Source organism: Stenotrophomonas koreensis (assembly GCF_001431525.1).
In the GTDB taxonomy this organism is placed as follows: Bacteria; Pseudomonadota; Gammaproteobacteria; order Xanthomonadales; family Xanthomonadaceae; genus Stenotrophomonas; species Stenotrophomonas koreensis.
In genome coordinates this window covers 21,395-47,807 of the sequence record NZ_LDJH01000010.1, presented here as the reverse complement: position 1 = coordinate 47,807, position 26,413 = coordinate 21,395, and the positions used below count along the sequence as shown (strand labels likewise).

Annotated in this window: 27 protein-coding genes; 15 read left to right on the top strand and 12 right to left on the bottom strand. The window is 67.8% G+C overall.

Annotated features, from left to right (window positions below):
- Positions 1-670: c-type cytochrome (locus ABB25_RS06205; RefSeq protein WP_083488141.1), on the bottom strand; the 670-nt coding region annotated here is incomplete at its 3' end.
- A gap of 170 nt (positions 671-840) precedes the next feature.
- On the opposite strand from ABB25_RS06205, the gene yihA reads away from it, so the two are divergent.
- Positions 841-1,464 (top strand): ribosome biogenesis GTP-binding protein YihA/YsxC, encoded by a 624-nt coding sequence (gene yihA / locus ABB25_RS06200; protein WP_057665017.1) that lies wholly within the window; start codon positions 841-843, stop codon positions 1,462-1,464.
- A gap of 53 nt (positions 1,465-1,517) precedes the next feature.
- Here yihA and ABB25_RS06195 read toward each other — a convergent pair whose 3' ends face one another.
- Positions 1,518-2,222: a VIT1/CCC1 transporter family protein gene (locus ABB25_RS06195; protein WP_057665016.1), complete on the bottom strand. Its 705-nt coding sequence runs from the start codon at positions 2,220-2,222 to the stop codon at positions 1,518-1,520.
- Between the two features lie 119 nt (positions 2,223-2,341).
- Here ABB25_RS06195 and ABB25_RS06190 point away from each other — a divergent pair, with 119 nt between their 5' ends.
- From ABB25_RS06190 to fghA, 9 genes are all read left to right on the top strand, one after another.
- Entirely contained in the window at positions 2,342-3,706 is a 1,365-nt protein-coding gene (locus ABB25_RS06190; protein ID WP_057665014.1) for a glutamate--cysteine ligase, read from the top strand.
- 379 nt (positions 3,707-4,085) lie between these two features.
- Positions 4,086-4,712 (top strand): glutathione S-transferase family protein, encoded by a 627-nt coding sequence (locus ABB25_RS06180; protein ID WP_057665011.1) that lies wholly within the window; start codon positions 4,086-4,088, stop codon positions 4,710-4,712.
- Between the two features lie 261 nt (positions 4,713-4,973).
- Positions 4,974-5,540: a hypothetical protein gene (locus ABB25_RS06175; RefSeq protein ID WP_244477765.1), complete on the top strand. Its 567-nt coding sequence runs from the start codon at positions 4,974-4,976 to the stop codon at positions 5,538-5,540.
- Between the two features lie 347 nt (positions 5,541-5,887).
- Complete coding sequence (locus ABB25_RS14885; protein ID WP_244477764.1) at positions 5,888-6,268, top strand: chromate transporter; 381 nt, start codon at positions 5,888-5,890, stop codon at positions 6,266-6,268.
- 11 nt (positions 6,269-6,279) lie between these two features.
- Complete coding sequence (locus ABB25_RS06170) at positions 6,280-7,113, top strand: chromate transporter (RefSeq protein ID WP_244477763.1); 834 nt, start codon at positions 6,280-6,282, stop codon at positions 7,111-7,113.
- Between the two features lie 113 nt (positions 7,114-7,226).
- A complete protein-coding gene (locus ABB25_RS06165) occupies positions 7,227-7,502 on the top strand; it encodes a metal/formaldehyde-sensitive transcriptional repressor (protein ID WP_057665008.1) in 276 nt (91 codons plus the stop codon).
- A gap of 57 nt (positions 7,503-7,559) precedes the next feature.
- Complete coding sequence (locus tag ABB25_RS06160) at positions 7,560-8,669, top strand: S-(hydroxymethyl)glutathione dehydrogenase/class III alcohol dehydrogenase (RefSeq protein ID WP_057665005.1); 1,110 nt, start codon at positions 7,560-7,562, stop codon at positions 8,667-8,669.
- Positions 8,669-9,307 (top strand): SAM-dependent methyltransferase, encoded by a 639-nt coding sequence (locus ABB25_RS06155; RefSeq protein ID WP_057665002.1) that lies wholly within the window; start codon positions 8,669-8,671, stop codon positions 9,305-9,307. The genes ABB25_RS06160 and ABB25_RS06155 overlap by 1 nt, the downstream gene beginning before the upstream one ends.
- A gap of 10 nt (positions 9,308-9,317) precedes the next feature.
- A complete protein-coding gene (fghA, locus tag ABB25_RS06150) occupies positions 9,318-10,154 on the top strand; it encodes an S-formylglutathione hydrolase (RefSeq protein ID WP_057665001.1) in 837 nt (278 codons plus the stop codon).
- 69 nt (positions 10,155-10,223) lie between these two features.
- Here fghA and ABB25_RS06145 read toward each other — a convergent pair whose 3' ends face one another.
- The 4 genes from ABB25_RS06145 to ABB25_RS06130 all read right to left on the bottom strand — a co-directional run bounded on the left by ABB25_RS06145 (position 10,224) and on the right by ABB25_RS06130 (position 14,364).
- Entirely contained in the window at positions 10,224-10,568 is a 345-nt protein-coding gene (locus ABB25_RS06145; RefSeq protein ID WP_057664999.1) for a hypothetical protein, read from the bottom strand.
- Between the two features lie 59 nt (positions 10,569-10,627).
- A complete protein-coding gene (locus tag ABB25_RS06140; protein ID WP_057664997.1) occupies positions 10,628-11,572 on the bottom strand; it encodes a DegV family protein in 945 nt (314 codons plus the stop codon).
- 132 nt (positions 11,573-11,704) lie between these two features.
- A complete protein-coding gene (locus ABB25_RS06135; protein WP_057664995.1) occupies positions 11,705-12,988 on the bottom strand; it encodes an amidohydrolase family protein in 1,284 nt (427 codons plus the stop codon).
- Positions 12,988-14,364, bottom strand: coding sequence for an amidohydrolase (locus ABB25_RS06130; RefSeq protein WP_057664993.1), 1,377 nt, complete (start codon positions 14,362-14,364; stop codon positions 12,988-12,990). Before ABB25_RS06130 ends, ABB25_RS06135 begins: the two co-directional genes overlap by 1 nt.
- Before the next feature lie 291 nt (positions 14,365-14,655).
- On the opposite strand from ABB25_RS06130, the gene ABB25_RS06125 reads away from it, so the two are divergent.
- Positions 14,656-15,195, top strand: a complete 540-nt coding sequence (locus ABB25_RS06125) for a DUF924 family protein (protein ID WP_057664992.1) — start codon at positions 14,656-14,658, stop codon at positions 15,193-15,195.
- Between the two features lie 70 nt (positions 15,196-15,265).
- Here ABB25_RS06125 and grxD read toward each other — a convergent pair whose 3' ends face one another.
- The gene (grxD, locus tag ABB25_RS06120) at positions 15,266-16,189 is read right to left on the bottom strand and encodes a Grx4 family monothiol glutaredoxin (protein WP_057664990.1); all 924 of its coding nucleotides are present in this window, start codon (positions 16,187-16,189) and stop codon (positions 15,266-15,268) included.
- A gap of 59 nt (positions 16,190-16,248) precedes the next feature.
- On the opposite strand from grxD, the gene ABB25_RS06115 reads away from it, so the two are divergent.
- Complete coding sequence (locus ABB25_RS06115; protein ID WP_057664988.1) at positions 16,249-17,025, top strand: polysaccharide deacetylase family protein; 777 nt, start codon at positions 16,249-16,251, stop codon at positions 17,023-17,025.
- Here the strand turns inward: ABB25_RS06115 and ABB25_RS06110 are convergent, their stop codons facing one another.
- A complete protein-coding gene (locus tag ABB25_RS06110; RefSeq protein ID WP_083488138.1) occupies positions 17,026-17,733 on the bottom strand; it encodes a methyltransferase domain-containing protein in 708 nt (235 codons plus the stop codon).
- A complete protein-coding gene (locus tag ABB25_RS06105; protein WP_057664986.1) occupies positions 17,730-19,007 on the bottom strand; it encodes an aminotransferase class I/II-fold pyridoxal phosphate-dependent enzyme in 1,278 nt (425 codons plus the stop codon). Before ABB25_RS06105 ends, ABB25_RS06110 begins: the two co-directional genes overlap by 4 nt.
- Positions 19,008-19,143: 136 nt before the next feature.
- On the opposite strand from ABB25_RS06105, the gene rsgA reads away from it, so the two are divergent.
- Positions 19,144-20,271 (top strand): ribosome small subunit-dependent GTPase A, encoded by a 1,128-nt coding sequence (rsgA, locus tag ABB25_RS06100; RefSeq protein ID WP_083488139.1) that lies wholly within the window; start codon positions 19,144-19,146, stop codon positions 20,269-20,271.
- On the opposite strand, the gene ABB25_RS06095 is transcribed toward rsgA, so the two are convergent.
- From ABB25_RS06095 to dgcN, 3 genes are all read right to left on the bottom strand, one after another.
- Positions 20,268-21,179 (bottom strand): LysR family transcriptional regulator, encoded by a 912-nt coding sequence (locus ABB25_RS06095; RefSeq protein WP_057664982.1) that lies wholly within the window; start codon positions 21,177-21,179, stop codon positions 20,268-20,270. The two genes, rsgA and ABB25_RS06095, sit on opposite strands and share 4 nt — an antisense overlap.
- A 16-nt stretch (positions 21,180-21,195) precedes the next feature.
- Positions 21,196-22,407 (bottom strand): sodium/glutamate symporter, encoded by a 1,212-nt coding sequence (gene gltS / locus ABB25_RS06090; protein WP_057665028.1) that lies wholly within the window; start codon positions 22,405-22,407, stop codon positions 21,196-21,198.
- A 181-nt stretch (positions 22,408-22,588) separates the two neighbouring features.
- Entirely contained in the window at positions 22,589-23,611 is a 1,023-nt protein-coding gene (gene dgcN / locus ABB25_RS06085) for an N-acetyltransferase DgcN (RefSeq protein WP_057664979.1), read from the bottom strand.
- Between the two features lie 203 nt (positions 23,612-23,814).
- Here dgcN and ABB25_RS06080 point away from each other — a divergent pair, with 203 nt between their 5' ends.
- Entirely contained in the window at positions 23,815-26,109 is a 2,295-nt protein-coding gene (locus tag ABB25_RS06080) for an NADP-dependent malic enzyme (protein WP_057665026.1), read from the top strand.
- Between the two features lie 109 nt (positions 26,110-26,218).
- Positions 26,219-26,413, top strand: coding sequence for a zinc-finger domain-containing protein (locus tag ABB25_RS06075; RefSeq protein ID WP_057665024.1), 195 nt, complete (start codon positions 26,219-26,221; stop codon positions 26,411-26,413).

The following is a 26,413-nucleotide window of genomic DNA, read 5'->3' as shown; positions in this document are numbered from 1 at the left end:
TGATCTGGAAGTTGGCCGCCTGCTGCAGGGTGTGCTCGCCACTGCGGTACTGCTGCAGGCGCTGGCTGATGTAGCTGGCGTGCTGGCCGGCAATGTGGGGCCAGCCGGGGCCGGGGTTGCCGGCGCCGGTGGGGCCGTGGCAGGCAATGCAGGCCGGGATGCCGCGCTGGGCATCGCCACCGCGGTACAGCTGCTGGCCGATCGCATAGAACGGCTGCCCGGCCAGTGGGCCTTCGCTGATCGGGGTGTCATCGGCGAGCCCGGCACTGGCTTTCTGGCTGGCATACCAGGCGCCGATATCACGCATGTCCTGCGCGCTCAGGTCGGTGACAAAGGGCTGCATCGCCAACGCCAGCCCGCCGCGCTGGCCGCTGGCAATCAGGCCGATCTGCTCGGCGATATAGCGCTCGTTCTGGCCGGCGATGGAAGGGTAGATGTCCATGCCCGAATTGCCGTCGATGCCATGGCAGGCCACGCAGGCGGCGGCCTTGGCCTGTCCGGCCTGGGCATCGCCCCAGGTGGTGCCCTGCAGGCTCGGTGCCTCCAGCGGGGTCACCTGGATCTGCTCGTTGTCCGGCAATGCCGAGACGCTGGTCTGGGCGATGGCCACAGCCAGCAGGGCAGGAATGGCGAGAACAGCGGTTACGGCAAGTACACGAGCGTGGCGCATGCGATGGCTCCGTGTGGACCGGGCAGGCTGGCAGCCCACCGCCCCGGCAGGTGGATTGGGCGATTATCGGCACGGCTGGCGGCGGGGGTCAACGCAGCAGTGCAGCAAATTGCCCGCCGCGCACCGCCGGGTTTGCAGCAGGCTCAGGCGCAACGTGCGATCCTAGGCCCATGTCACAGCTTCTCGAACGGGCCCGTTATGCGTTGTCGGCCCACAACGCCCGCCAGTTGCCGCCGGATATCGGCAGCGAAGTCGCCTTCGCCGGCCGCTCCAATGCCGGTAAATCCTCCGCCCTCAATGCGCTGACCCGGCAGAACGCGCTGGCGCGGGTCTCCAAGACCCCGGGCCGTACCCAGCAGCTGGTGTTTTTCCAGGTGACCCCCGAGGCGCATCTGGTCGACCTGCCCGGTTACGGCTATGCCAAGGTGCCGCAGGACCTGCAGGCGCACTGGCAGGCGTTCATTGACAACTATTTCCGTACCCGTGATGCGCTCAAGGGCCTGGTGGTGGTGATGGACATACGCCACCCGCTCAAGGACTACGACCGCCAGATGCTGGCCTATGCGGTACAGCGCGGGCTGCCGGCGCATGCACTGCTGACCAAGGCCGACAAGCTCGGCCGTGGCCAGCAGATGCAGACCCTGGCCAAGGTGCGCAAGGAACTGCAGTCGGCTTTCGGCGACAGCGTCAGCGTGCAGTGCTTCTCCGGCGAGTCGAAACAGGGCGTGGATGAGGCCCGTGCGGTGATCGGCCAGTGGCTCGGGCTCAACCCGCCTGCCGCAACAGCGCCCTGAAACCGGCCCGGATACCCGACGCCCGCTGACCGCGGGCGTTGTGCGGTCTGGACTCAGCCGCCCCCGCCGGCCAGCGGGAACAGCCGGCCGATCGCGCTGCTGGCCACCAGGGCCAGGGCGCCCCAGAAACTGACCCGCAACGCCCCGCGCCAGACCGGGGCACCGCCCATGTGTGCGGCCCAGCCGCCGGTCAGGGCCAGGCCGGCGATGGTGACCGCACTGGTCACGCTGCTGACCTGGTGGACCGGCAGCAGCACCACCGCCAGCAACGGAATCACCGCCCCCACCGCGAAGGCACCGGCCGAGGCCAGTGCCGCCTGCAGCGGACGGGCGCGCAGCGATTCGGTGATGCCCAGCTCGTCACGCGCGTGGCTGCCCAGTGCATCGTGGGCGGTCAGCTGGCGTGCCACCTGCATCGCCAGTGCCGGCTCCAGCCCGCGCTGCTGGTAGATCCCGGCCAGTTCGCGCAGTTCCGCTTCGGGCGAGCGCTCCAGTGCGCGCCGTTCCATCGCCAGGTCGGCCTGTTCGGTATCGGCCTGGGACTGCACCGAGACATATTCACCGGCGGCCATCGACATTGCGCCGGCCACCGTGCCGGCCAGGCCGCTGGCCAGCAGGGCACTGGAACTGGCCCCGGCTGCGGCCACGCCGACCACCAGCCCGGCAATGGAAACGATGCCGTCATTGGCGCCCAGTACCGCCGCGCGCAGCCAGCCGGCGCGGTGGCTGCGGTGGTGTTCATCAATATGGTCAAGCATCGTGTCTGTCCGCGCTGGGTGTTGATCAATGGGATACAGAAAATCACCGGCATCATCATAGTGATCGATGGCGCAAGGTATAGTGCGCACCGCCATCGTCCGTGTCCTGCGAGTTTCCCTTGTCCAGCCCTGTCTCCGCCGCCGATACGCCGATTACCGACCGCCAGCAACTGATCGCCAGCCTGTCGGCCGGTGAAAAGCCGGTATCGGCCTGGCGCATTGGTACCGAGCACGAGAAATTCGGCTTCCGTCGCGATGACCTGCTGCCGCCCGCTTACGAGGGCGAGCGCGGCATCGGTGCGCTGCTGCAGGGCCTGACCCGGTTTGGCTGGGCGCCGGTAATCGAAAACGGTTTCCTGATTGCGCTGACCCGGGATGCTGCCTCGGTATCGCTGGAACCGGCCGGACAGCTGGAACTGTCCGGCGCGCCGCTGGCCGATATCCATGCCACCGCCCGCGAGATCGATGTCCATCTGGCCGAAGTGGCCCAGGTCGCCGGGCCGATGGGCCTGGGCTTTGTCGGCACCGGTTTCCAGCCGCTGTGGACGCGTGAGGACATGCCGTGGATGCCCAAAGGCCGCTACCGGATCATGCGCCGCTACATGCCGCTGGTCGGCAAGCTCGGCCTGGACATGATGACCCGCACCTGCACCGTGCAGGTCAACCTGGATTTCTCCGACGAGGCCGACATGGTGCGCAAGTTCCGTGTTGCCCTGGCGCTGCAGCCGGTGGCCACCGCGCTGTTTGCCGATTCGCCGTTCACCGAAGGGGCGCCCAACGGTTTTGAGAGCTGGCGCTCGCACATCTGGACCGACACCGATCCGGACCGCACCGGCATGCTCGATTTCGTCTTCGAGGAGGGCTTCGGTTACGAGCGTTATGTCGATTACCTGCTCGATGTGCCGATGTACTTCGTCTACCGCGAGGGCCAGTACATCGACGTGGCCGGGCGCAGTTTCCGCGATTTCATCGACGGCAAGCTGGAAGAGCTGCCCGGTGAGCGCGCGACCCTGCGCGACTGGAACGACCACATGACCACCGCCTTCCCGGAAGTGCGGCTGAAGAAGTACCTGGAAATGCGCGGCGCCGACAGTGGCGATGTGCCGCGGCTGCGCGCGTTGCCGGCGTTCTGGGTCGGCCTGCTGTATGACGCGCAGGCGCTGGACGAGGCAGCGGCGCTGGTGGCTGATTTCAGCCGTGCCGAGCGTCATGCCCTGCGCGATGGCGTGCCGCGCCATGGCCTGGCCCTGCCGTTCCGCGATGGCGATGTGGCCGCGCTGGCACGGCGCGTGCTGGCCATCGCCCGCGGCGGCCTGCAGCGGCGCGCGCGCATCGATGTCGATGGCAACGATGAGAGTGCCTACCTGGACGTGCTGGACTACATCGCGGCCAGTGGCCAGAGCGCCGCGGCGCAGAAGCTGGCGCGTTTCCATGGCCCTTGGAACGGCTCGGTCAGCCCGCTGTTCAACGAATACGCCTTCTGAAGACATCCCGCCGTCGGCGGGAGCGGTCCGGGCAGCAAACACAATCGTCGGCACGTCCCCGTGCCGGCGATTTTTTGTGGCGGCAACGCGTTCGCCTGCGCACATGCGGCGGCGCCTGCTGTGGCCAGCGCAGGAATGCCGCGGCTGCCCAGGCGCGGCTTGCGCCATTGCAGGCAGGGCAAGGCCCACAACCCGCAAAAAGAAGGTTCATCGCGGATCAGCGTGGTCAACGATGCCCGCCAGCTCGACCGCCTGGCGGCCCGGCTGAAGCGCCCGGCGCGTACGCCCGGGCGCACGCCGTCCGTGCCCGGGCCGCTGCCGCCGCCGCCCCGGGGGCTGGAGTAGTCTGGCCGCTTGTTACCGCCTGCTGGAGTGGATGATGAGCGCAACCGATGAAGTCCTGTTCCATACCCACCCGATGTCACGCGGGCGGATCGTGCGCTGGATGCTGGAGGAGGCCGGTTGCCGTTACCGCACCGAGCTGATGGCCTTCGAGGATCTCAAGAGCCCGTCTTTCCTGGCGATCAATCCGTTGGGCAAGGTGCCGGCGATCACCCACCACGGGGTGGTGGTGACCGAAACCGCAGCGATCTGTGCCTACCTGGCCGATGCCTTCCCGGCAGCGGGCCTGGCGCCGGCGCTTGCCGATCCGCTGCGTGGAAGCTACCTGCGGCTGCTGTTTCTGGCCGCCGGGCCGCTGGAAGCCGCCATCACCGACCGTGCCCTGGGGGTGGAAGTCACCCCGGAGCAATCGGCCTTTGTCGGTTACGGCAGCCAGGAAAGGCTGATGGCGGTGATCGGGCAGACGCTGGCCGCCGCCTCGCCCTGGTTGCTGGGTGAGCGTTTCAGTGCGGCCGATGTCTATCTGGGCAGCCAGATCCTGTTCGGCCTGAAGTTCAAGACCATCGCCCCGCAGCCGGCCTTCCAGGACTATCTGCAGCGGCTGATGGCGCGCCCGGCCTGGCAGCGGGCAACCGCGGCCGATGATGCCCTGCTGCCGGCGTAGGCCCGGACCTCAAGCTGGCTGCAGCCGCCAGACGCTGTTGCCAGGTAAAGCTCCAGCGCTGTGGCAGCCCGCACGGTTCGGCGCAGGATTGCTGCTGTCCGGTCAGTGCCCTGGCGGCCGGCGGGAACCGTGCCGTGGCGCCAGGGTCACCCTTGCCAGCCAGCAGCCGGCAGGGCATGGTGCCCGCATCCATGACAGGGGGATGGCATGCGCACGATGCTTGATGCTGGAACCAGACAGGCCCTCCATCGCCGCAGGGTGATGGGAGTGGTGATGGCACTGGCCGGGTTGTTGGCCACGGCCACGGTGAGCGCCGGGCCCGAGCTGTCTGCCCCGCCCGCTGCAGCGCCGCGCAGCGTGGCCGGCGCCCAGCAACTGCTGCTGCAGCTGTTGCCGGGCAACCGCTATGTCAGCACGCCGATGAGCGAAATGCTGGACAAGGCGCGGGCGCAGCAGCTCTCGGCGCGGTTTGAACCGTTGCCGCTGATTGTCAGCGCCGAGCCCCTGGCCCCGTGCGTGACCCGGCTGCTGGCCGATGCCAGTGCCAGCCAGCTGCTGCTGCGCAACCCGCTTGATGCCGCCGATGCCAGCCAGGCTTCGGTAGTGGAGCTGATGCGCGGCGGCGACCTGATCGGCAACCCGGAAGGGATGCACTTTGGCCAGATCCGCGCCAGCAGCCAGCAGCACAACCGGGTTTACCTGCGCCTTGCCGGTAATACCGCCGATGCGGTGGTGCATATGGAAGCGGCTGAATCGGCCAGCCGGGTGCTGGCGGCAGTGGACTACCTGCGCCAGCACTGTGACCCCAGCCGCGCGACCGGGTTCTGAAGTACCGGCAACGCCGCTGCCAGGTGCCGGATGATCCGGCCGGTGCTGATAGCACTCACCGCGCCGTGGGCAGGGTCGATGGATTGCCATGATGGCCGCCGAGCCATGGCGTGGGTAGCACCGCCAGTGCCGATGCCCCTGATCCGCTGGCTGTCAGTTGCTGATCCCGGCCGTGTGGTCGCCGGCGGGCCGGCACTGCCGGCCAGTGCGGTTTGTCGCTGGCAATGGCTGCCGCGGGTGGCGGTTGAGGTATCTTGCCGTCGGTCAGATACGGGGGCTCGGATGTTCAGGGCAGGCGCGTGCAGGTGGGCTTGTCGGTGGCCGGGCCACCGCGACGGGTGGCGCCGATGAGGCCGGCATCCTTGCCGCCGGCAGCACCGCATCCTGCCGGTTCGGCCGGCGAGGTGTTTACCGCGTTCCTGCGCCTGGGCCTGACCAGCTTCGGTGGCCCGCTCGCCCATCTGGGCTATCTGCGGCAGCAATTCGTCACCCGGCGTGGCTGGCTGGATGAGTCTGGCTTTGCCCAGCTGCTGGCGGTATGCCAGTTCCTGCCCGGTCCGGCCAGCAGCCAGTTGAGCCTGGCCATCGGCCTGTTCCGGGCCGGCTGGGCCGGGGCGCTGGCGGCCTTTGTCGGCTTCACCCTGCCTTCGGCCCTGTTGCTGTTTGCCTTTGCCGGGCTGGCCCAGCGGCTGGACCCGCCGCTGGGGCCGCACTGGTCCATGGCCTGAAGCTGGTTGCGGTGGCGGTGGTCGCCCATGGCGTGCTGGGCATGTGGCGGCAGTTGGTCCCGGACGCGGCGCGGGGCCTGATCGCGATCGTGGCGCTGGCACTGGCCGTGCTCGTCGGCAGTGTCGCCGGGCAGTTGCTGGCCATCGGCTGTGGCGCCGTGCTGGGGCTGGGGTTGTGCCGGCGTGCCGGGGCGCTGGGCGTGGCGGTTTTTCCGCTGCATTACGGCCGGCGCACGGCGGCGGCAGTGCTTGCGCTGTTCCTGGCCGGGCTGGCGGTGGCGCTGCTGTGTCTGCCGGCGACCGGCTCCCCCGGCCCGCTGGCGCTGGCCGCCGCGTTCTACCAGGCCGGGGCGCTGGTGTTCGGTGGCGGGCATGTGGTGCTGCCGCTGCTGCAGCACAGCGTGGTGGACAGCGGCTGGGTCACGGCGGAGACCTTCCTTGCTGGCTACGGCGCCGCACAGGCCGTGCCCGGGCCGATGTTTGCCGTGGCCGCCTTTCTGGGCGCCGAGGTGCCGTTGGGGCTGCCGCCGGCAGTGGGTGCGCTGATCGCACTGCTGGCGCTGTTTGCGCCGGGCTTTTTGCTGTTGCTGGCGGTACTGCCGGTGTGGTCGGCGCTGGCGCGCCATCGCGCAGCGGCCAGGGCGGTGGCCGGCGTCAATGCGGCCGTGGTCGGCCTGCTGCTGGCTGCCCTGCATGATCCGGTCTGGACCCAGGGCATACGCACGCCGGTGGACCTGGTCATTGCCGCGACCGGTTTTGTGCTGCTGGCGCGCCGGCATGTGCCGGCAGGGTGGGTCGTACTGTGGTGTGTGGCCGCCTCGCTGCTGGCCAGCCTGGCCGGCTGAGGCGGCTGCCGCCTGTTGGCCGGCCCGCGGCTGAACCCGGCCGGCGGGCGTGAACTTGCGCCGTCATCCTGGTTTTGTATACTCCCCCCCAGTACATCAGCCGGGCTGGATCCATGCCGCATTCCCCCCAGGAAAAGAAGAAGGTGCTGGCCCGGGTCAAGCGCATCCGTGGCCAGTGCGACGCGCTGGAACGCGCGCTGGAAGCCGGTGCCGATTGTGGCCCGGTGCTGCAGCAGATCGCTGCCATCCGTGGTGCGGTCAACGGCCTGATGAGCCAGGTCATGGAAGCCCACCTGCGTGAGGAATTCGGCCATCCCGCCACCTCCGAGCAGCAGCGTGCCGCCCGGGTGGCCGAGATGTCCGGCCTGATCCGTTCGTATCTGAAATAACCCCATTCCCGCCGCCGGCGTTGTGTCCGCGGCTGTCGTCCCTTCAGGAGAGTTGCCATGAAATCCCGTGCCGCCGTTGCCTTTGCCGCTGGCCAGCCGCTGCAGATCGTCGAGATCGACGTCGCCCCGCCCAAGGCGGGCGAGGTGCTGGTCAAGATCACCCACACCGGCATCTGCCATACCGATGCCTTCACCCTGGGCGGTGAGGACCCGGAAGGCCTGTTCCCGGTGGTGCTGGGCCATGAAGGCGCCGGCATCGTGGTCGATGTGGGCGAGGGCGTGACCAGCGTCAAGCCAGGTGACCACGTGATCCCGCTGTACACCGCCGAATGCGGCAAGTGCGAGTTCTGCACCAGCGGCAAGACCAACCTGTGCGTGGCCGTGCGCGCCACCCAGGGCAAGGGTGTGATGCCTGATGGCACCACCCGCTTCAGCTACAACGGCCAGCCGATCTACCACTACATGGGCTGCTCGACCTTCTCCGAATACACCGTGGTGGCCGAGGTCTCGCTGGCCAAGGTCAACCCGGAAGCCAACCCGGAACACGTCTGCCTGCTCGGCTGCGGCGTGACCACCGGCATCGGCGCGGTGCACAACACCGCCAAGGTCGCCGAGGGGGATTCGGTGGCGGTGTTTGGCCTGGGCGGCATCGGCCTGGCGGTGATCCAGGGCGCGCGCCAGGCCAAGGCCGGGCGCATCATCGCCATCGACACCAACCCGTCCAAGTTCGCGCTTGCCAGGGAGTTCGGTGCCACCGACTGTGTCAACCCGAAGGACTTCGACAAGCCGATCCAGCAGGTGATCGTGGAGATGACCGGCTGGGGCGTGGACCACAGCTTCGAGTGCATCGGCAATGTTGATGTCATGCGCGCGGCACTGGAATGCGCGCACCGCGGCTGGGGCCAGAGCGTGATCATCGGTGTGGCCGGCGCCGGCAAGGAAATCTCCACCCGTCCGTTCCAGCTGGTCACCGGCCGCAAGTGGATGGGCACCGCCTTCGGTGGCGTGAAGGGCCGCAGCCAGCTGCCGGGCATGGTCGAGGACGCGATGGCCGGCAGGATCGAGCTGGCCCCGTTCGTGACCCACACCATGGGTCTGGAGCAGATCAATGAAGCGTTCGAGCTGATGCACGAGGGCAAGTCGATCCGCAGCGTGGTGCATTTCTGATGAGCACGCCTGCGCCTGCGCCTGCCGGCCCGGGCACGCCGTGGGATGCCCGTTACGCCAGCCAGGACTACTTCTACGGCACCGCGCCAAATGATTTCCTTGCCGCGCATGCCGGGATGATCGATGGGCCGGTGCTGTCGCTGGCCGAGGGTGAGGGCCGCAACGCGGTGTTCCTGGCCCGGCGTGGGCTGCAGGTGCGGGGCGTGGACAGTTCGGCGGTCGGCCTGACCAAGGCCCAGCGCCTGGCCGCCGAACACGGGGTGGCGATCGACACCACGGTGGCTGACCTGGCCGACTATCTGCCCGAGCCCGGCCATTACGCTGCGGTGGTCTCGGTGTTCGCCCACCTGCCTTCGGCGGTGCGCGCGCAGCTCTACCCGCGGGTGGAGCAGGCGCTGCGCCCCGGCGGCCTGGTGCTGCTGGAGGCCTATGCCGAAGGCCAGCTGGTGCGCGATACCGGCGGGCCGAAAGACCTGGACATGCTGATGAGCGTGGACAAGCTGCGTACGGCCTTTCCGTCCCTGGAACCGCTGCTGCTGCGCGAGGTCGAGCGCGACGTCCACGAGGGCTGCGGCCATACCGGCCGCGCACAGGTGGTGCAGTTCATTGGCCGCAAGCCGGCTGGATCGACAAGTTGAGGAGCTGACGATGCAACGATTGGAACACCGCGCCTGTTTTGGTGGCTGGCAGGACGTGTACCGGCACCATTCGCGGGTGCTGGACTGCGAGATGACCGTCGGCGTGTATTTCCCGCCGCAGGCGCAGCAGGGGCCGTGCCCGGTGCTGTACTGGCTGTCCGGGCTGACCTGCAGCGAGCAGAACTTCATCACCAAGGCCGGTGCCCAGCGCTACGCCGCCGAGCACGGGATCATCCTGGTGGCACCGGATACCAGCCCGCGTGGCCCGCAGGTGGCCGACGCGGAAGGTTACGACCTGGGCCAGGGCGCCGGCTTCTACCTCAATGCCAGCCAGCAGCCCTGGGCTGGGCATTACCGCATGTACGACTACATCGTCCACGAGCTGCCGGCCTGGGTGGAAGCCGATCCGGCGGCCAGCGACGTGCGCGGGATCTGCGGCCATTCGATGGGCGGGCATGGCGCGCTGACCATCGCGCTGAAGAATCCGGACCGCTACCGCAGTGTTTCGGCGTTCTCGCCGATCGTCGCACCCAGCCAGGTGCCGTGGGGGCAGAAGGCCTTTGCGGCCTACCTCGGCGATGACCGCGCCGCCTGGCGCGCACACGATACGGTGGAGCTGGTCAAGCTGGGAATTGCCAGGCAGCTGCCGTTGCTGGTGGACCAGGGAGATGCCGATGAATTCCTTGACAGCCAGCTGCGGCCCGAGCTGCTGCGCCAGGCCTGCGAGGCCACGGCTCATCCGCTGACCCTGCGTCTGCAGCCAGGCTACGACCACAGCTACTACTTCATTGCCAGCTTCATTGGCGAGCACATCGCCTGGCATGCCGCCGCGCTGCGCGGAGAATAAGCGTCCCGCCGGCAATCCTGCCGCTGCCGGCACTCTTCTGACCGGCAGCGGGTTCGAGCTGGCAGGGCCTTACGGCTGGCGCACCTCGCGCAACTGCCAGTGCGGGCCTGCCAGCAGGCGCAGGCGGTGCCTGAGCACTGCGCTGGGCAGGCTGGTGGTCACGTTCAACACAATGCGCAGCTCATCCTGCTGGCCGGTCACGCAGGCCTGGGTGTCGGTGGCTGCCAGCAGCGGGTCGACATCGTCGGGGTCTTCGTGCTGCCTGCACCAGGCCTGGAACAGCTGGTCGCTGCGCAGTGCCTGCTCCAGCTGCTGGGCCAGGCCGTCTGCACCGTGGGCCGAGAATGCCAGTGCAGGGTCGTCACCGCGCGCCTGTGCCGGCTCGGGCAGGGCAATGGTGTAGGTCACGGCCATGGGCGCTGTTCTCCTGGTTGCCAGAACGGGTGGCCAGTATGGGCCCGGCGGCGGTGGGCTCAGTGAAACAGCGGCGCCTTGTCATCGGCAAAGGCCAGGGTCATCGCGCCCTTGCCGACGTTGATCATCCCGGTCAGGCTCATCACCGTCTCCAGCAGCTCCACGCCGTGGTTTTTGCATTCGGCCTGGAGCTGGGCGTAGCCGGGGAGCTGATGCAGCTCAGCGAGCTCGCCGCCATAGCTCACGCACAGGGTCGGAGTGAGCAGGCCGGCATTGATGCGCGAACGGGCAAACGCAAACAGCCGCTCACACGCCGGCTCGAAGCCCTTGATCTTGGCCGTGGGCGCGGTCTGGCCGGCGCGTGAGTGGATCACCGGCTTGATATCCAGCGCGCTGCCCAGCGCGGCAGAGAACAGGCTGACGCTGCGGTCGCCCTTGTGGCGGGCACGTGCGCGCATGTAGTACAGGTCACGCGGCACCAGATAGCCGTGCACATGCGGGATCAGGTAATCCAGGCGTTCGCGTATCTGTTGCAGGTTCAAGCCCTGGTCGCGCAGGCGCACCGCTTCGGTCGCGCTGACCGCCTGGGCCGAGAACAGGTTCTGCGAGTCGATCACCCGCAAGGCAAACGGAGAATTGTGACCGGCGGCATGACGGGCCGGTTTGTAATCATTGAGAATGGCGAAGCTGGCCTGCATTGCATTGGCATACACCGCACTGCGGGTACTGGAAATGGTCAGGCAGAACACGTGGTCGTAATCGATCACCAGCTTGTCCAGGAACAGGTCACGGATCTGTTGCACGGTAAACGGGGTGGTCTCTGCTTCAGCCGCACGTTCGGCCACCTGCGAATTGAGAAAGGCGAGGGTGGCCTGCTCATCGCGGTGATCGGCCAGTACCGCATCACCGATGCGTGCCGTGATCGGCAGCAGGGTGATGTTGTGGCGCTGTATGTACTCAGCGGGCAGGTCACAGCCCGAATCGACGACGATGCCAATGCGCATGACACTCCCCCTGTTGACCGTCTGTTTCGATACCCCGTGAATAGCACAAAACCGTCACACCGCCTGTTGCGCCGCAGCAGCCAAGGGCGGTAAACACGGCCGCCAGCGTGCCCGCTGACGGCCGTTTGCGTTTCAGTAACGCGGCGCTGACGGTTGCAGGTAGGCACGTGGCTGGGAGCCGGCCGGTGCCTGGTAGCGGTCACGCAATTCGGTCTGGCGCGAGCGCAGGGCCTGTTCGACCCCGCCCATCCAGACCCGGCGGGCGACGTGGGCCACATCCAGCGGATCACCGTCCCACAGCACCAGGTCGGCGCGCTTGCCGATGGCGATGCTGCCCAGCTCGTCATCCACGCCCAGGGCGCGGGCCGGCACGCTGGTCAAGCCGGCGTAAGCGGTTTCCCACGGCAGGCCCTGGGCAACGGCATTGCCGGCACTCTGGCGCAGCTTGCGGGCGTTGTGCGCGCCATCGCCGTTGAGCACATACGACACCTCGACCCCGGCCGCAGCCAGCAGGGCCGCCGCATCGGCGCGTGCGCCCAGCTGGTCGAAGCTGGCCGGCAGGTTGACCAGGGTTTCCAGGAAGACCGGCACCTTCGCCGCGGCCAGCGCATCGGCCTGCTTCCACGCCTCGGCGCCACCGACGATGCCGATGCGAACCTTCTCGCGCGCTGCCCAGCGCAGCAGCTGGGCGATATCACTGGCGCGGTCCACCCGCACCATGGTCCGGCCATTGCCCGCCAGATAGCTGGCCAGCGCCTTGCGACCGGCGGGCGAGAGCAGCGCATGCGGGGAGCTGGCGGGCAGGTTGCCGCGGGCTTCTTCGACCATCTGTGCCAGCAACATCCACTGCGCCGCCCGCGATTGGCCGGACTGTGCCGAAACGTTGCCGCCCAGGCTCAGGTACAGCTGCCGGCTGGCCAGCGGCTGGCTGTCGCCCTGGGTACGGATGACCGCCCCCTGGCCGGCGATGAAGCTGCCGCCCGGGTTCGGCGCCAGGGCCGAAAAACCGATGCCTTCGGCGCGCGCCACCGGCAACAGCAGCGAGTCCGGGTTGAAGGCCAGGCTCAGGTCGAACTCCGGACGTGCCGGCTGGTCTTCAAGGCGCAGGCGCGAATCGGCGGTGGCCTCGACCCCGGACACTTCTTCGGCGCCCAGTTCGCTGATGCCGCCAAACAGGGTCGGCGTGAGTGCCTGGCCATTGGCCTGGACCACGCTGATGCCGGCCGGTGCGCCGAGGTTCTTGCCGATGGCGGCAATGCGTCCGCGCAGGACCAGGACATCGGTATCGGCCAGGGTGCCCTGGGCGCTGGCGGTATGGACGGTGGCGCCGCGCACCAGCAGGTCCTGCGCCGCTGCCGGCAGGGTGGCGAGCAGGGCAGCGGCCAACAGGGCCGGACGTAGGCTACGGGTAATCATCAGTTTGCCTCCTGGCCCAGACGGAAATCAGACACCGGTTGCAGGCGGCGATCGCTACGGTCGTAAACCCGTGCGCCGTCGATGAACACCTGCTCGGCCAGGGCATAGGAGGAGAACGGGGTGCCATTCCAGATCACCACGTCGGCCATCTTGCCGGGGGCCAGGGTGCCGGTGTGCCCGGCGATGCCCAGCGAGCGGGCGGCGTTGCCGGTCAGCCAGGTCATCGCGCGTTCCGGGGCGATCGCGATGCCGGCACGGCGGGCATTGGCGATCACCTTGGCCGCTTCCTGGTTCAGGCGCTGGATGCCTTCATCCGAATCGGAATGGACAATGGCGCAGCTGTTTTCAAGCCGGTCCACCAGCGCGATGTTTTCCTGGATGCCGTCGAAGGCTTCCATCTTGAAGCCCCACCAGTCGGCCCACAGCGCCGCGCAGACGCCTTCATCGGCCAGCCGGTCGGCGATCTTGTAAGCCTCCACGCCGTGGTGGAAGGTGCCGACCTGGAAGCCGAATTCCTCGGCCAGGTCGAGCATGTTGGTCATTTCATCGGCGCGGTAGCAGTGGATATGGGCAATGATCTCGCCTTCCAGCACACCGGCCAGGGTCTCCAGCTTGAGGTCGCGCTTGGGTGCGCTGCTGTCTGCGCGCTTGCCATCGGCCGCGGCTTGCTTGCGGGCGTATTCGGCCGCATCGATGAAGGCGGCCCGGTGGCCGGCCATGTTGCCCATGCGGGTGGCCGGGCCGCCCTTGCCGCCGTAGACGCGCTTGGGGTTCTCGCCACAGGCCATCTTGACCCCGTACGGGGCGCCGGGGAACTTCATCGCCTGCGTGGTGGTGGCCGGCACGTTCTTCAACGTGACCGAGCGGCCACCGACCAGGTTGGCCGAACCGGGCAGGATCTGCAGGCTGGTCACGCCACCGGCCAGTGCCGCGGCAAAGCCCGGGTCCTGCGGCCACACCGAGTGCTCGGCCCAGACGTGGGCAGTGACCGGGTTGGTCATTTCATTGCCGTCGCTGTGCGCCTGCACGCCGGGGCTGGGGTACACGCCCAGGTGCGAGTGCACGTCGATGATGCCCGGGGTCACCCACTTGCCGCTGCCATCGATGCGCAGGGCATCGGCCGGTGCCTGCAGGCCGACGCCGACGGCGGCGATGCGGCCATCGACCATCAGCACATCGGCATTGTCCAGGCGTGCGCCGGCACCATCGAGCACGGTTGCGCCGCTGATCAGTACCGGCGCCGAAGGCAGTGGCTGGTAGGTGCTGGCAAAGGCATCGCCGGCCTGCCGGTTGGACCCTGTTGCCTGTGCGGCCAGTGGCAGCAAGGCGATGGCCAAGGCGGTAGCAAGTGCCGCCGTACGAGAGCGTTGCTGCATCTGGTTCGATCCCCGCATGAGTGCAAAGCCGTCACGCTAGCGGGCCAGGCCCGGCCTTGCCAAGGGTAAAAGTCATGGCCCTGCGACAGGTTGCTGGCCATCTTGCGGCCGGCGGTGGCAGGCCACCCAGCCCGATGGGCACCGGACCCGGCGGGGGACGGATTGATCCGGATCAGTAGGCATCAGCAGTGTGATCGGCTAGGCTGCGCCATTGGTACTGCGTCACAGTGGTCGTGTCGACACCGGTCCGGTGCCCAGGACGGATCAAGAATCGGGCGAGGATGGCGGACGATGGAACAGGCCAAGGGGGTCGTGGAATTCTGGAGACAGGCTGGCCCGCAACGCTGGTTTGCACGCGATGCGGCCTTTGATGCGCGCTTTCGCCAGTGTTTCCTTGAACAGCATTTTGCCGCCGCGCGGCGCGAGTACGAGCACTGGCTGTGCAGCGCCGAAGGCGTGCTGGGTTTGATGCTGTTGCTGGATCAGTTCCCGCGCAATGCCTTCCGCGGCAGTGCGCACAGCTACGCCACCGATCCGCTGGCGCGCCATTACGCGATGCGGGCCATTGAAGAAGGGATGGATCTGCAGCTGGAGGCAGCGCTGCGGGCGTTTGTGTACCTGCCGTTCGAGCACTCCGAGGACCCGGTTGACCAGGAGCGTTCGGTAGCGATGTTCCAGGCCCTGGGCGAGCCGCAGTACCTGGAACATGCGCTGATCCATCGCGAGGTGATCAGCCGCTTTGGCCGCTTCCCGCACCGCAATGCGGCGCTGGGGCGGATTCCCCGGGTGGAGGAGCTGGAATACCTGGCCAATGGCGGCTTTTCCGCCTGAGCCGGCCGCGCATGAGCACCTGCAACAACGCCGGCCAGTGGCCGGCGTTGTCGTTTCGGCGCATCGATGCTCAGTACGGGGTGATCGAACTGTCCACCTGCTCGGCCCAGGCATTGATGCCACCGGCGACATTGGCCAGCCTGGTAAAGCCCAGGGTGCGGAAATGTTCGGCGGCCTGATGGCTGCGGCCACCGCTGCGGCACAGGAAGGCAATGGCGGTGTCCTTGGGCAGGGCTTCCAGGCGCTCGCGGTTGTCCCCATCCAGGGTTTCGAACGGGACATTGACCGCGGCGATGGCGCGCTCTTCGGCCGGGCGGACATCGACCAGCAAGGTGCCGTTGGCAACCCGCTCGGCGGCGACCCGCGGTTCGATCTGTTCGACCTGGCGCGGAGCGTTGGGATTGTCGATGGCCAGGCCACGGCCGCGCAGGTCATCCACCCAGTCGATGGTGATGCCTTCGGCGCGGCGTGCGCTGGCCAGATCGAACTGCACGCGCAGGCCATTGGACTCGGCGGCAATCGCGCCGGCATCAAACGGCACCAGCTGGAAGTCCGGCTGGAAGTTGGCATCGATGCTCAGCTGCAGGGCCGCCCCCTGGTTTTCCTCCAGCGCACCCTTGAGCATTTCCACCGCTGCCGGGGTCACGGTGATGGCCGGCGGGGTACGGTCCGGTGCCGCCAGGCCCAGCAACTGGCTCAGTTCGCCGCTGGCGGCCATCTGCTGGAGGATGTCGTTGCCGCCGACCAGCTCGCCATCCACATACAGCTGCGGAATGGTCGGCCAGTCGCCGTAGAGCTTGATGCCTTCGCGGATTTCGTTGTCAGCCAGCACGTTGACGTGGGCGAACTCCACGCCCAGGTCGTTCAGGGTACCGACCGACTTTGCCGAAAAGCCGCACTGCGGCATACCCGGCTGGCCCTTCATGAACAACACGACACGGTTGGCCTGGAGGATGGATTCAATGCGCGCACGCAGGGCGGGATCGAGAGACATCGTTCTGGGTTCAAACTCTTGAGGAGAGCCCCATTCTACGCGGCATGCGATCATGGGGCATGAGCATGGATGAAACCCTGTATTGCCCGCCGCGGCAGCCGTGGCGCTGGGTTGGCTGGCTGCTGGCCAGCCAGCTGCTGGTGGCCGTGCTGTGGGGCTGGCTGGGCTGGCACTGGGGGCTGCCGGCAATGCTGCTGTCGCATGCGTTGTTCCTGGTGCCGGTGTTCCTGCCCAACAGCCGGTTCTACGGGCCGGTGCTCTCGCACTGGCCGCAGGCCGGCAACCGCGTCTGGCTGACCATCGATGATGGCCCTTCGGCCGATACCCCGGCGCTGCTGGCGTTGTTGGCCCGGCATCAGGCGCGGGCGACGTTTTTCCTGATCGGACAACGTGCAGCGGCGCAGCCGGCGCTGGTGCAGGCGATCATCCAGGCCGGGCATTCGATCGGCAACCACTCCGACAGCCATCCCCAGGCCTGGTGGTGGGCCCAGGGCCCGAAACGGCTGGCGGCGCAGATCGGCCAATGCCAGCAGCGGCTGGCCACCCTCAGCGGCCAGCCACCGCGCTGGTACCGCTCGGTGGTCGGGCATACCAACCCGTTTGTCGCGGCGGTACTGCGCCGCCATGGCCTGACCCGGGTGGGCTGGAGTGCGCGCGGCTATGACGGCGTGGCCCGGGATCCGGCCGCGGTATTGGCGCGGATCGCGCCGGACCTGCGCAGCGGGGCGATTGTCCTGCTGCATGAAGGTGGCAGCCCCGGGCAGGCGGTTGCCGTGCTCGAGGGGGTCCTGCAGCTGCTCCACCAGCGTGGGCTGCGCGCGGATATTCCCGGTTGATCAGCGCCGGGCCACCAGCAGCCAGTTGTTGAACGGGGTGTTGCCGTACAGCGGCTGCAGGCTCACCTGCAGGCCGGCCGCTTCCAGTGGGCGCTGCAGCTCCCCGGCACCGGGGTAGTGTTGCGGCCGGGTCTGCATCCAGCCGATGCGATGGGCCCAGGCATCGGCGCGCAGGCTGGTGCGGCCGCGGGCGGAATCCTCGGCCAGGGTGCTGCGGATCACCAGTACGCCATCATCGTCGAGCATGCCCGCCGCATCGGCGAGCAGCGTCTGCTGGGTGGGTTGATCCAGGTACTGCAGTACGTCCAGCAGGGTCACGCTGCCGCGATGGGCCGGCCGGCTGACGCTCAGATCGTGCCGCTGCAGCTGCACGCCGGCCAGCCCGCTGCGGGCCAGGATCTGCTGGCCACGCTGGATCTTGGTCGTGTCGATGTCCAGCCCGCGGTAGGCCTGCTCCAGCCCGGCCGCGCGCAGTGCATGGGCCAGCAGGCCCAGGCCACAGCCCAGGTCCAGCAGTGGTGAGCGGTGGTGACGGAGCGCGGCGATCACCGCGGGGTAGAGCGGGTCGCTGCGCAGTTTGAGCCGGGTGTAGCAGTAGTCCCCCCAGTTGCCCCACGGACGCGGCGGCGCGAAGGGCTGGGCAATCCGCCGCGCGATGGCATCAGTAAACGGTGCATGCACCTGCGCTGGCGGGGACAGGGCACTCATCGCGCCGCGGTCAGCCGGCCGGCCAGCTGCACCACCTTTCCGGCCGCTTCAGCACGGCGCGTGAGCAGGCGGTCGATGCGGCCGAACACATCGGCAATGGTGGCTGCATCCGGCAGCAGGGTGACGCGGAAATGGTGATGGTAGGGCACGTTGAAGCTGGAACCGGGCACCACCAGCACGCCTTCTTCTTCCATCAACTGCAGCGCGAACTGGTGGTCATCAAAGCCGCGGGCCGCCTCGCCAACCACCGCCGGGAAGGCATACAGCGCACCGGCCGGTGCTACCAGGTCCAGATGCTCCGACGCCGCGCAGGCGGCAATGACCGCCTTGCGGCTTTCATACAGGCGGCCGCCGGGTGCACACAACGGGCTGATCGTATCCGGGCCGTTGACCGCCGCCTCGATGGCCAGCTGGCCGGGGACATTGGCGCACAGGCGCAGGGCGCTGAGCAGGTCCATTGCCGCGCGCAGTTCGGCCACCCGGCTTGCCTGGCCGGAAAGCAGGCCCCAGCCCACCCGCCAACCGCAGGCGCGGTGCACCTTGCTCAGGCCGGAGAAGGTCAGGCAGGGGTGATCGCCAGCCAGGGGCGCCACCGGCTCGAACACTGCATCGTCATACAGGATCTGGTCGTAGATCTCGTCCACCAGCAGCAACAGGTTGTGCTTGCGGGCAATGGCGACGATGCGCTCGAGCAGCGCGCGCGGATAGCTGGCCCCGGAGGGGTTGTTCGGGTTGATCAGCACGATGGCGCGGGTGCGGCCGGAAACCAGGGTTTCGATCTCGTTCGGATCCGGCGCAAAGCCATCCTCCGGCCGGCAGCGGTAATACACCGGACGGCCATCGTTGAGAATGGTGGCCGCCGACCACAGCGGGTAGTCCGGCGAGGGCACCAGCACCTCGTCACCGGGGTTGAGCAGGGCGCGCAGCGCCATGTCGATCAACTCCGACACGCCATTGCCGATGAAGACCCGGTCAGCGTGCGCATCGGGCATGCCGCGGCGGGCATAGGCCGCGGCAATCGCCTCGCGTGCGTGCGGCAGGCCCTGCTGGTGGGTGTAGGGATCGGTGCGGTCCATGTCATCGGCAATGGCATGCTGCAGATGGGCCGGGGCACGGAAGCCGAAACTGCCCGGGTTGCCGATGTTGAGCTTGATCAGCGTGCGTCCCTGCGCCTCCAGTTCACCCGCTCGCCGCGCCAGTTCGCCGCGGATTTCGTAACGGACCTCGGACAGGCGCTGGCGGGTGGATACAGGCAGGGGGGCAGGGGCGCTCATTGCAGGCTCGTGGCCATCTCGGTGGGGACCCTGATGGTAGCCCAGTTCCTGCGGCCCCGGCGCTGCTGCAGCAAGGCTTTGCGCGCCTGTGCCGTGGGCGGCGGGGAGGTGCTGGTCGTCAGGATGGACGGTTACAATTGCCACGATGACCGAACGCACTGACCTGAACGCGCTGCGCCAAATTGGCTGGCCCTATCCCGATCTCGCCGCCGCTGGCGAGTGGGCGACCCTGACCGCGCAGCATGCTGCCGCCCATCCGGCACGGGTGGTGGAGCAGCACCGCACCGGTTACGGCGTGGCGACCCGGCCGGGCGAAATCGTCCGGGTGGAGTCGCTGCCGGAATGGCAGCGGCCACGTTTTCCCAGCCATCAGCGCCCCGCCGTGGGCGACTGGGTGCTGGTGGAGGGCGGAAAGATTGTGGCCCTGCTGCCGCGCCGTACCGCGATCAAGCGCGGCGCGGCCGGTGAGCATTACCACCAGCAGGTGATTGCGGCCAATGTCGATACGGTGTTCGTGGTCTGTGGCCTGGATGCGGACTTCAATCCGCGCCGGATCGAGCGTTACCTGCTGCTGGTCGGCAGTGGCGGCGCGCAGCCGGTGGTGGTGCTGACCAAGGCCGATACCACCGAATACGGCGACCAGGCGCTGGCGGTACTGGACGAACTGGCCGCCCAGGATGTGCCTCTGTTCAAGGTCAATGCACTCGATACCGATAGCGTGTCCCAGCTGCACCCCTGGCTGCAGGCCGGCCACACCGCTGTGCTGGTGGGCTCGTCGGGGGTGGGCAAGTCCACCCTGACCAACACCCTGCTCGGGCACGAGCGCATGCGCACCGCCGCGGTACGTGCCAATGATTCGCGTGGTCGCCACACCACTACCCACCGTGCGCTGCTGTCGCTGCCCTCCGGTGCCTGCCTGATCGATACCCCGGGCATGCGCGAGCTCAAGCCGACCGGTGAGGAAGTGCTGGATATCGCCGGTTTTGCCGATGTCCAGGCGTTGACCACGCAGTGCCGCTTCCGCAATTGCGTCCATTCCGGCGAGCCGGGCTGTGCGGTGGAGGCGGCGCTGGAGGCTGGCACGCTGGATCCGGAACGCCTGCGCAATTACCTCAAGCTGTCGGCGGAAGTGGCCGAGGCGGCAGCCAAGCTGGCCCGGCGCGAAGCCGAAAACGCCGAGCAGGTGCGTCGTGCCGGCCGCAGTGGCAAGCCCGGTGGCAAGGGCCGCCCGGGTGGGCCGCGGCGTCCCGGCAGCCGCGGTTAAGCGGCCGGCCCCGGCCCGCTGGCCTGCCGCAAGTGGCGCAATGCCTGGCTGAAGCAGGCCAGGAAACGCTGCGCCGCCGCTGACAACGGGCGGTCTTCCAGATGCACGCAGCACACCGGGAAATGCAGCGGCGGTTGCAGTGGATAGGCTTTGAGCTGCGCGCTGGCATGGCCGCGTGCGGTGAACTCATCCACCACGCAGGGCCCGGCGCCGTGTGCGGTCAGGGCCGCGCCAATGGCATAGGTCTGGCTGGTCACTGCCGTGTCCAACGCAATGCCCTCGCGTTCGATGGCCGCATCGAACAGCTCGCCCAGCGGGCCGGAGCTGGCCAGGCCGACCATCGGCCGGCCCTGCAGGTCGGCCAGGGCCAGGTGCGGGCGGCCGGGGAAATCTTCCTGCCGCGCCAGGACCATCAGCTGGGCCTGTTCCAGCACCTGGATGCGCACGCGCGGTTGCGTGGCCGGCGCATACACCAGCACCAGCTCGCAGTCGCGCTCCAGCAAGCGGCGCAGTACTTCATCGTGGTGCACGGTCTGCAGCTCCACGCTCAGCCGTGGATGCCGCTGGCGCAGGGCGGTCACTGCGGCGGGGATGACGTGCTGGCCCAGCGAGGGCACGCAGCCCACCCGCAGCAGCCCGCCGGCCAGCTGGCGCAGGTTGCCCACGGCCTTGTCCAGCGCGGCCAGACGTTCGTGGATCTCGCCGACCTCGCGGTACAGCGCATGTGCCTGCTCGGTGGCGACCAGGCGTCCGCGTACCAGCTCGAACAGGGTCAGGCCAAGCTGCGCCTGGGTGTGGTGCAGCACCTTGCTCACGGCTGGCTGGGTCACGTGCAGCTTGCGCGCGGCCGCACTGATCGAGCCGGTGGTGTAGACGGCGTGGAAGACTTCGATCTGGCGCAGGCGCATGCGCAGCGGGCCCGGGTCAGTGCGGCCAGAAGTTGATGAAGCCGGTGATGATCAGCGCATTGGCAAAATCGATGAAGAACGCACCGATCAGCGGCGCCACCAGGAACGCGCGTGGCGCCAGCCCGTAGCGGGCCACCAGCTTGCGCATCACCGCCATCGCATTGGCGGTGGTGCCGAGCATGAAGCCGATGAAGCCGCCGCCCATCACCGCGGCATCGTAATCACGGCCCATCACCTTGAAGATCACCCAGGCAAACGCGGCTACCGCCAGCACCTGCAGCACCAGGTTGACCAGCAGCGGAGCGCCCATGCCGGCCAGCTCCCACAGCTTCAGGTTCATCAGTGCTACCGCCAGGAACAGGGCAAGGCAGACATTGCCGATCATTTCCAGCGTATGCACCGACAGTTTGAACCAGCCGGTGAAGTCATCGATGTTGCGTACGATCGCGCCGGCCAGCATCGCGCCGATGTAGGCCGGCAGGGTCAGGCCGATGGCGGTGAAGCCCTGGCTGATCCAGCCGCCGACCCACAGCAGCAGCAGCAGGATCACGATCGACTTGAGCGCATTGAACTCGCGGTCGCCATCATTTTCCACGTGCACCCGTTGCGGGTTCGGGCCGGGCAGGTCCAGTTCGTTGTCGCCGTCCCGCTTGCCGGGGGTAATGACGTTTTCGCGCTGGATCAGCTTGGTGATCACCGGCCCGCCGATCACCCCGCCCAGGATGATGCCGGCCATCGCCGAGGTCACCGCGATCGATTCGGCACCGACCAGGCCGGCGGCCTCGAACATCGGTGCAAAGGCCAGGCCGGTGGCCGGGCCGCCGGTCAGGGTGGCCGAGCCGGCCAGCACGCCGAACAAGGGGTTCAGGCCGAAGGCACTGGCCACGCCGATGCCGATCAGGTTCTGGGCGACGGCAAAAAAGATCGACAGCGCCAGGAACACCAGCACCGGCACCAGGCTGACGCGCAGCAGCGCCAGACTGGCATTCAGGCCGATCGTGGTGAAGAAGGCGATCATCAGTGGCTGCTGCAGGCTGGTGTCCAGGGTGTACAGCGCGCTGCCCTGGCTGAAGGCCCACCACGACACCAGCGCGATGACCAGGCCACCGACCACCGGTTCGGGCAGGTTGTACCTGCCCAGCAGCGGTATGTTGCGGCACAGCGCGTAGCCCAGGAACAGCACCAGGCCACCGAAGGCCACGGTCTGGATCGCATCGAGTTCAAACATGCACAGCTCCCACACGGTTGTTCCGACGCGGGCGCCGGGCAAACAGGTCTTTGTCCTGCAATCAGCGCGCTGGCGCTGCTGTCAGGAAATCCTCAGTGCGACCGGTCGCAGGCCGGTCGCACTGAAACGTACCTGCCCGGGGTGGCAGTGCGCAATGCGCCTGAAGTACTGGCTGCCCGCCTCAGTGGCCGAATTCGGCCAGCAGCCGGTCGATGATGCGTTCGCAGCCCATCCGTACCGGATCCTGGCAAGGCAGGCCGAAACGGCTTTCCAGCGCGGCACACGCAGCCTGTGCGCCAGCTTCGTCCAGCGCGGCGGTATTGAGCGCGATGCCGACGAAGCGGGCCTGCGGATTGGTCAGTTGCGCGGCAGCCAGGTTGGCCTGCAGGCAGGCTTCCAGGTCCGGTTGCGGGTAGTGCGGCAGGCCGCGCATATGGGTGCGGGTGGGTTCGTGGCACAGCACCAGCGCATCGGGCTGGGCACCATGCAGCAGGCCCAGCGAGACCCCGGCAAAGGACGGGTGGAACAGCGAGCCCTGGCCCTCGATCAGGTCCCAGCCACCGTCCTCGCGCGCCGGTGACAGGTACTCGATACCGCCGGAGATGAAGTCGGCAATCACCGCGTCGATCGGCATGCCGCCGCCGGCGATGAAGATGCCGGTCTGCCCGGTGGCACGGAAATCGGCCTTCAGGCCGCGGGCCTGCATCGCCTTTTCCATGGCCAGGGTGGTGTACATCTTGCCCACCGAGCAGTCACTGCCCACCGCCAGCAGGCGCCTGCCGGCACGCTTGCGGCCGTTGCCGACCGGCGTGGCCGGTGCCACCCGGGCATCGAACAGGCTGCGTCCCAGACGCGCGGCGGTGGCGGCAATGAGCGGATGGTCGGCCAGATGGGCATGCAGGCCAGAGGCCACGTCCAGGCCAGCTTCCAGTGCGGCGATCACCGTGGCCACGGTTTCGGCGTCCATGATCCCGCCGGCATTGGCCACCCCGACAATCAGGGTGCGGGCTCCGGCGGCCGCGGCGCTGGCGATGTCCATCTCCGGCAGGCCGATCGTGGTCTGGCAGGCGCTGCCGGAGAGCTGGCCGATGCAGTGCTGCGGGCGCCAGTGGGCGATGCCGCGCGCGGTCTTGGCGGCAAGATCATCCGGGGCATTGCCCAGATACAGCAGGTAGGGGGGATCCCAACGTACAGCGGTGGCCATCGGCGGTTGTCCAGGCAATCAAACGGTGCAGCCACTATCTGCCAGCGCCGTGCGTGATGACAGTCACCATTGCGCTATCGACCCTCACCGGCGGTTATGGGTATTGCTGCGCTGCAGCGTCAAAAAGCCTTTGCCAACAAGGGGAAAGCCATTGCCGGCGGGGTAGAATCGGCCTCCCAGTTGCCGTAACGATGCGCCACGCGATGTCCAACGAAGATTTCAAACAGGCCGCCCTTGACTATCACCGCATGTCCCCGCCGGGCAAGATCAAGGTGGTGGCGACCAAGCCGATGTTGACCCAGCGCGACCTGTCGCTGGCGTATTCGCCGGGGGTGGCGCATGCCTGCGAGGCGATCGTCGCCGACCCGGCGGCGGCCAGCGAGCTGACCGCGCGCGGCAACCTGGTCGGTGTCATCTCCAACGGCACCGCCGTGCTCGGGCTGGGCAACATCGGCCCGCTGGCCGGCAAGCCGGTAATGGAAGGCAAGGGCGTGCTGTTCCAGAAGTTCGCCGGCATCGACGTGTTCGATATCGAAGTGGAGGAGAACGACCCGGACAAGCTGGTGGAGATCATCGCTTCGCTGGAGCCGACCTTCGGCGGCATCAACCTGGAAGACATCAAGGCGCCGGAGTGCTTCATCGTCGAGCGCAAGCTGCGCGAGCGGATGAACATCCCGGTATTCCACGACGACCAGCACGGCACCGCGATCATCGTCGGCGCCGCCGTGCTCAACGCGCTGCAGATCACCGGCAAGAAGATCGAGGACGTCAAGCTGGCCACCACCGGCATGGGCGCGGCCGGCATCTCCTGCGTCAACATGCTGGTCCAGCTCGGCCTGAAGCCGGAAAACATCCTGGCCTACGACCGTGATGGCGTGCTGCACAGCGGCCGTACCGACCTGGACTGCGAGAAGGCCCGCTACGCCCGTGACACCGACAAGCGCACCCTGGCCGAGATCGTCGACGGTGCGGACATCTTCTTGGGCCTGTCGGCCGGCGGCATCCTCACCGCCGAGATGGTGGCCAGCATGGCGCCGGACCCGGTGATCTTTGCCCTGGCCAACCCGTATCCGGAAATCCTGCCCGAGCAGGCCCGGGCGGTGCGTCCGGATGCCATCCTGGGCACCGGCCGCTCGGACTACCCCAACCAGGTCAACAACGCGCTGTGCTTCCCGTACCTGTTCCGCGGCGCGCTGGACGTGGGCGCGACCACCATCAACGAGGAAATGAAGATTGCCTGCGTGCGCGCCATTGCCGCACTGGCACGCAAGGAAGCCTCGGACATGGGCGCGGCCTACGGCGGCGAGGTGCCCAGCTTCGGCCGTGACTACCTGATTCCGCGCCCGTTCGACCGCCGCCTGCTGGTCGAGCTGTCGGCGGCGGTGGCCCAGGCCGCGATGGATTCGGGCGTTGCCACCCGGCCGATCGCCGACATGGCCGCCTATCGCCAGAAGCTGGGCCAGTTCGTCTACCGCACCAGCCTGATGATGAAGCCGGTCTATGACCGCGCCCGCACCAACCTGCAACGTGTGGCCTATGCCGAGGGCGAGGAAGAAACCGTGCTGCGCGCGGTGCAGAACGTGATCGACGAGAAGCTGGCCTTCCCGATCCTGATCGGCCGCCCGGAGGTGATCGAGAGCCGGATTCGGCGCCTGGGCCTGCGCATGCGCGCCGGCGAGGATTTCGAGATCACCAACATCCACGATGATCCGCGTTTCAACGACTACTGGCAGTTCTACCACGCCAAGACCTGCCGCAAGGGCGTGACCGAGGCAGCGGCCAAGAACCTGATGCGTTCGCGGCCGACCCTGATCGCCGCGATCATGGTTGCCCGTGGCGAGGCCGATGCGATGCTGGCCGGCCTGGTCGGGCGTTTCCACAAGAAGCTGGGCTACGTGCGCAGCGTGATCGACCTGGACCCGAAGGTCAGCTCGACCTACGCGATGACCGGGGTGATCAACCAGCAGGGTGCGTTCTTCTTTGTCGATACCCACGTCAAGGAAAACCCCAGCGCCGAGCAGATCGCCGAGGCCACGCTGCAGGCCGCCTACCGGCTCAAGCTGTTCGGGATCGAACCGAAGATCGCGCTGCTGTCGCACTCCAATTTCGGCAGCCATGACTCGGAAGATGCGATCAAGATGCGCCAGGTGCGCCAGCTGCTGCTGGCCCGCAACCCGCGCCTGAACGTGGATGGCGAGATGCAGGGCGACACCGCCTGGGATGAAGCGCTGCGCGAGCGCCTGCTGCCGGGCAGCACGCTCAAGGGCCGTGCCAACCTGTTCGTGCTGCCCAACCTGGAGGCGGCCAACATCGCCTACAACCTGGTGCGCGTGTTCACCGATGGCGTGGCCATTGGCCCGGTGCTGATGGGCCTGTCCAAGCCGGTGCACATCCTCACCTCCAGTGCGACCCCGCGCCGGATCATGAACATGACCGCGATCGCCGCGGCCGATGCGCAGATCCGCAAGCAGCTGGAAGCCGAACGCGGCGTCGGATAAGCATCCGCGGTTGCTGGCCGGCAGGGTGCAACTGCCGGCCACGGCCGCCGCCGGGGTGGCCGCGCTGTTAGACTGTGCGTCTTCCGTCAGTTCCCAGATTGTCATTGCCATGAGCCAGACCACCGCGCCCGCCAATGCCGAGAAGCGCTACACCGTTTCCCGTGCCGACCTGCCGCTGAGCTGCCCGACGCCGGAAATGGCGCTGTGGAATTCGCATCCGCGCGTCTACCTGCCGATCGACAAGGAGCCGGGCGGCGAATGTGCCTGCCCGTACTGCGGCGCTGTCTTCGTCCTGGTTGATTGA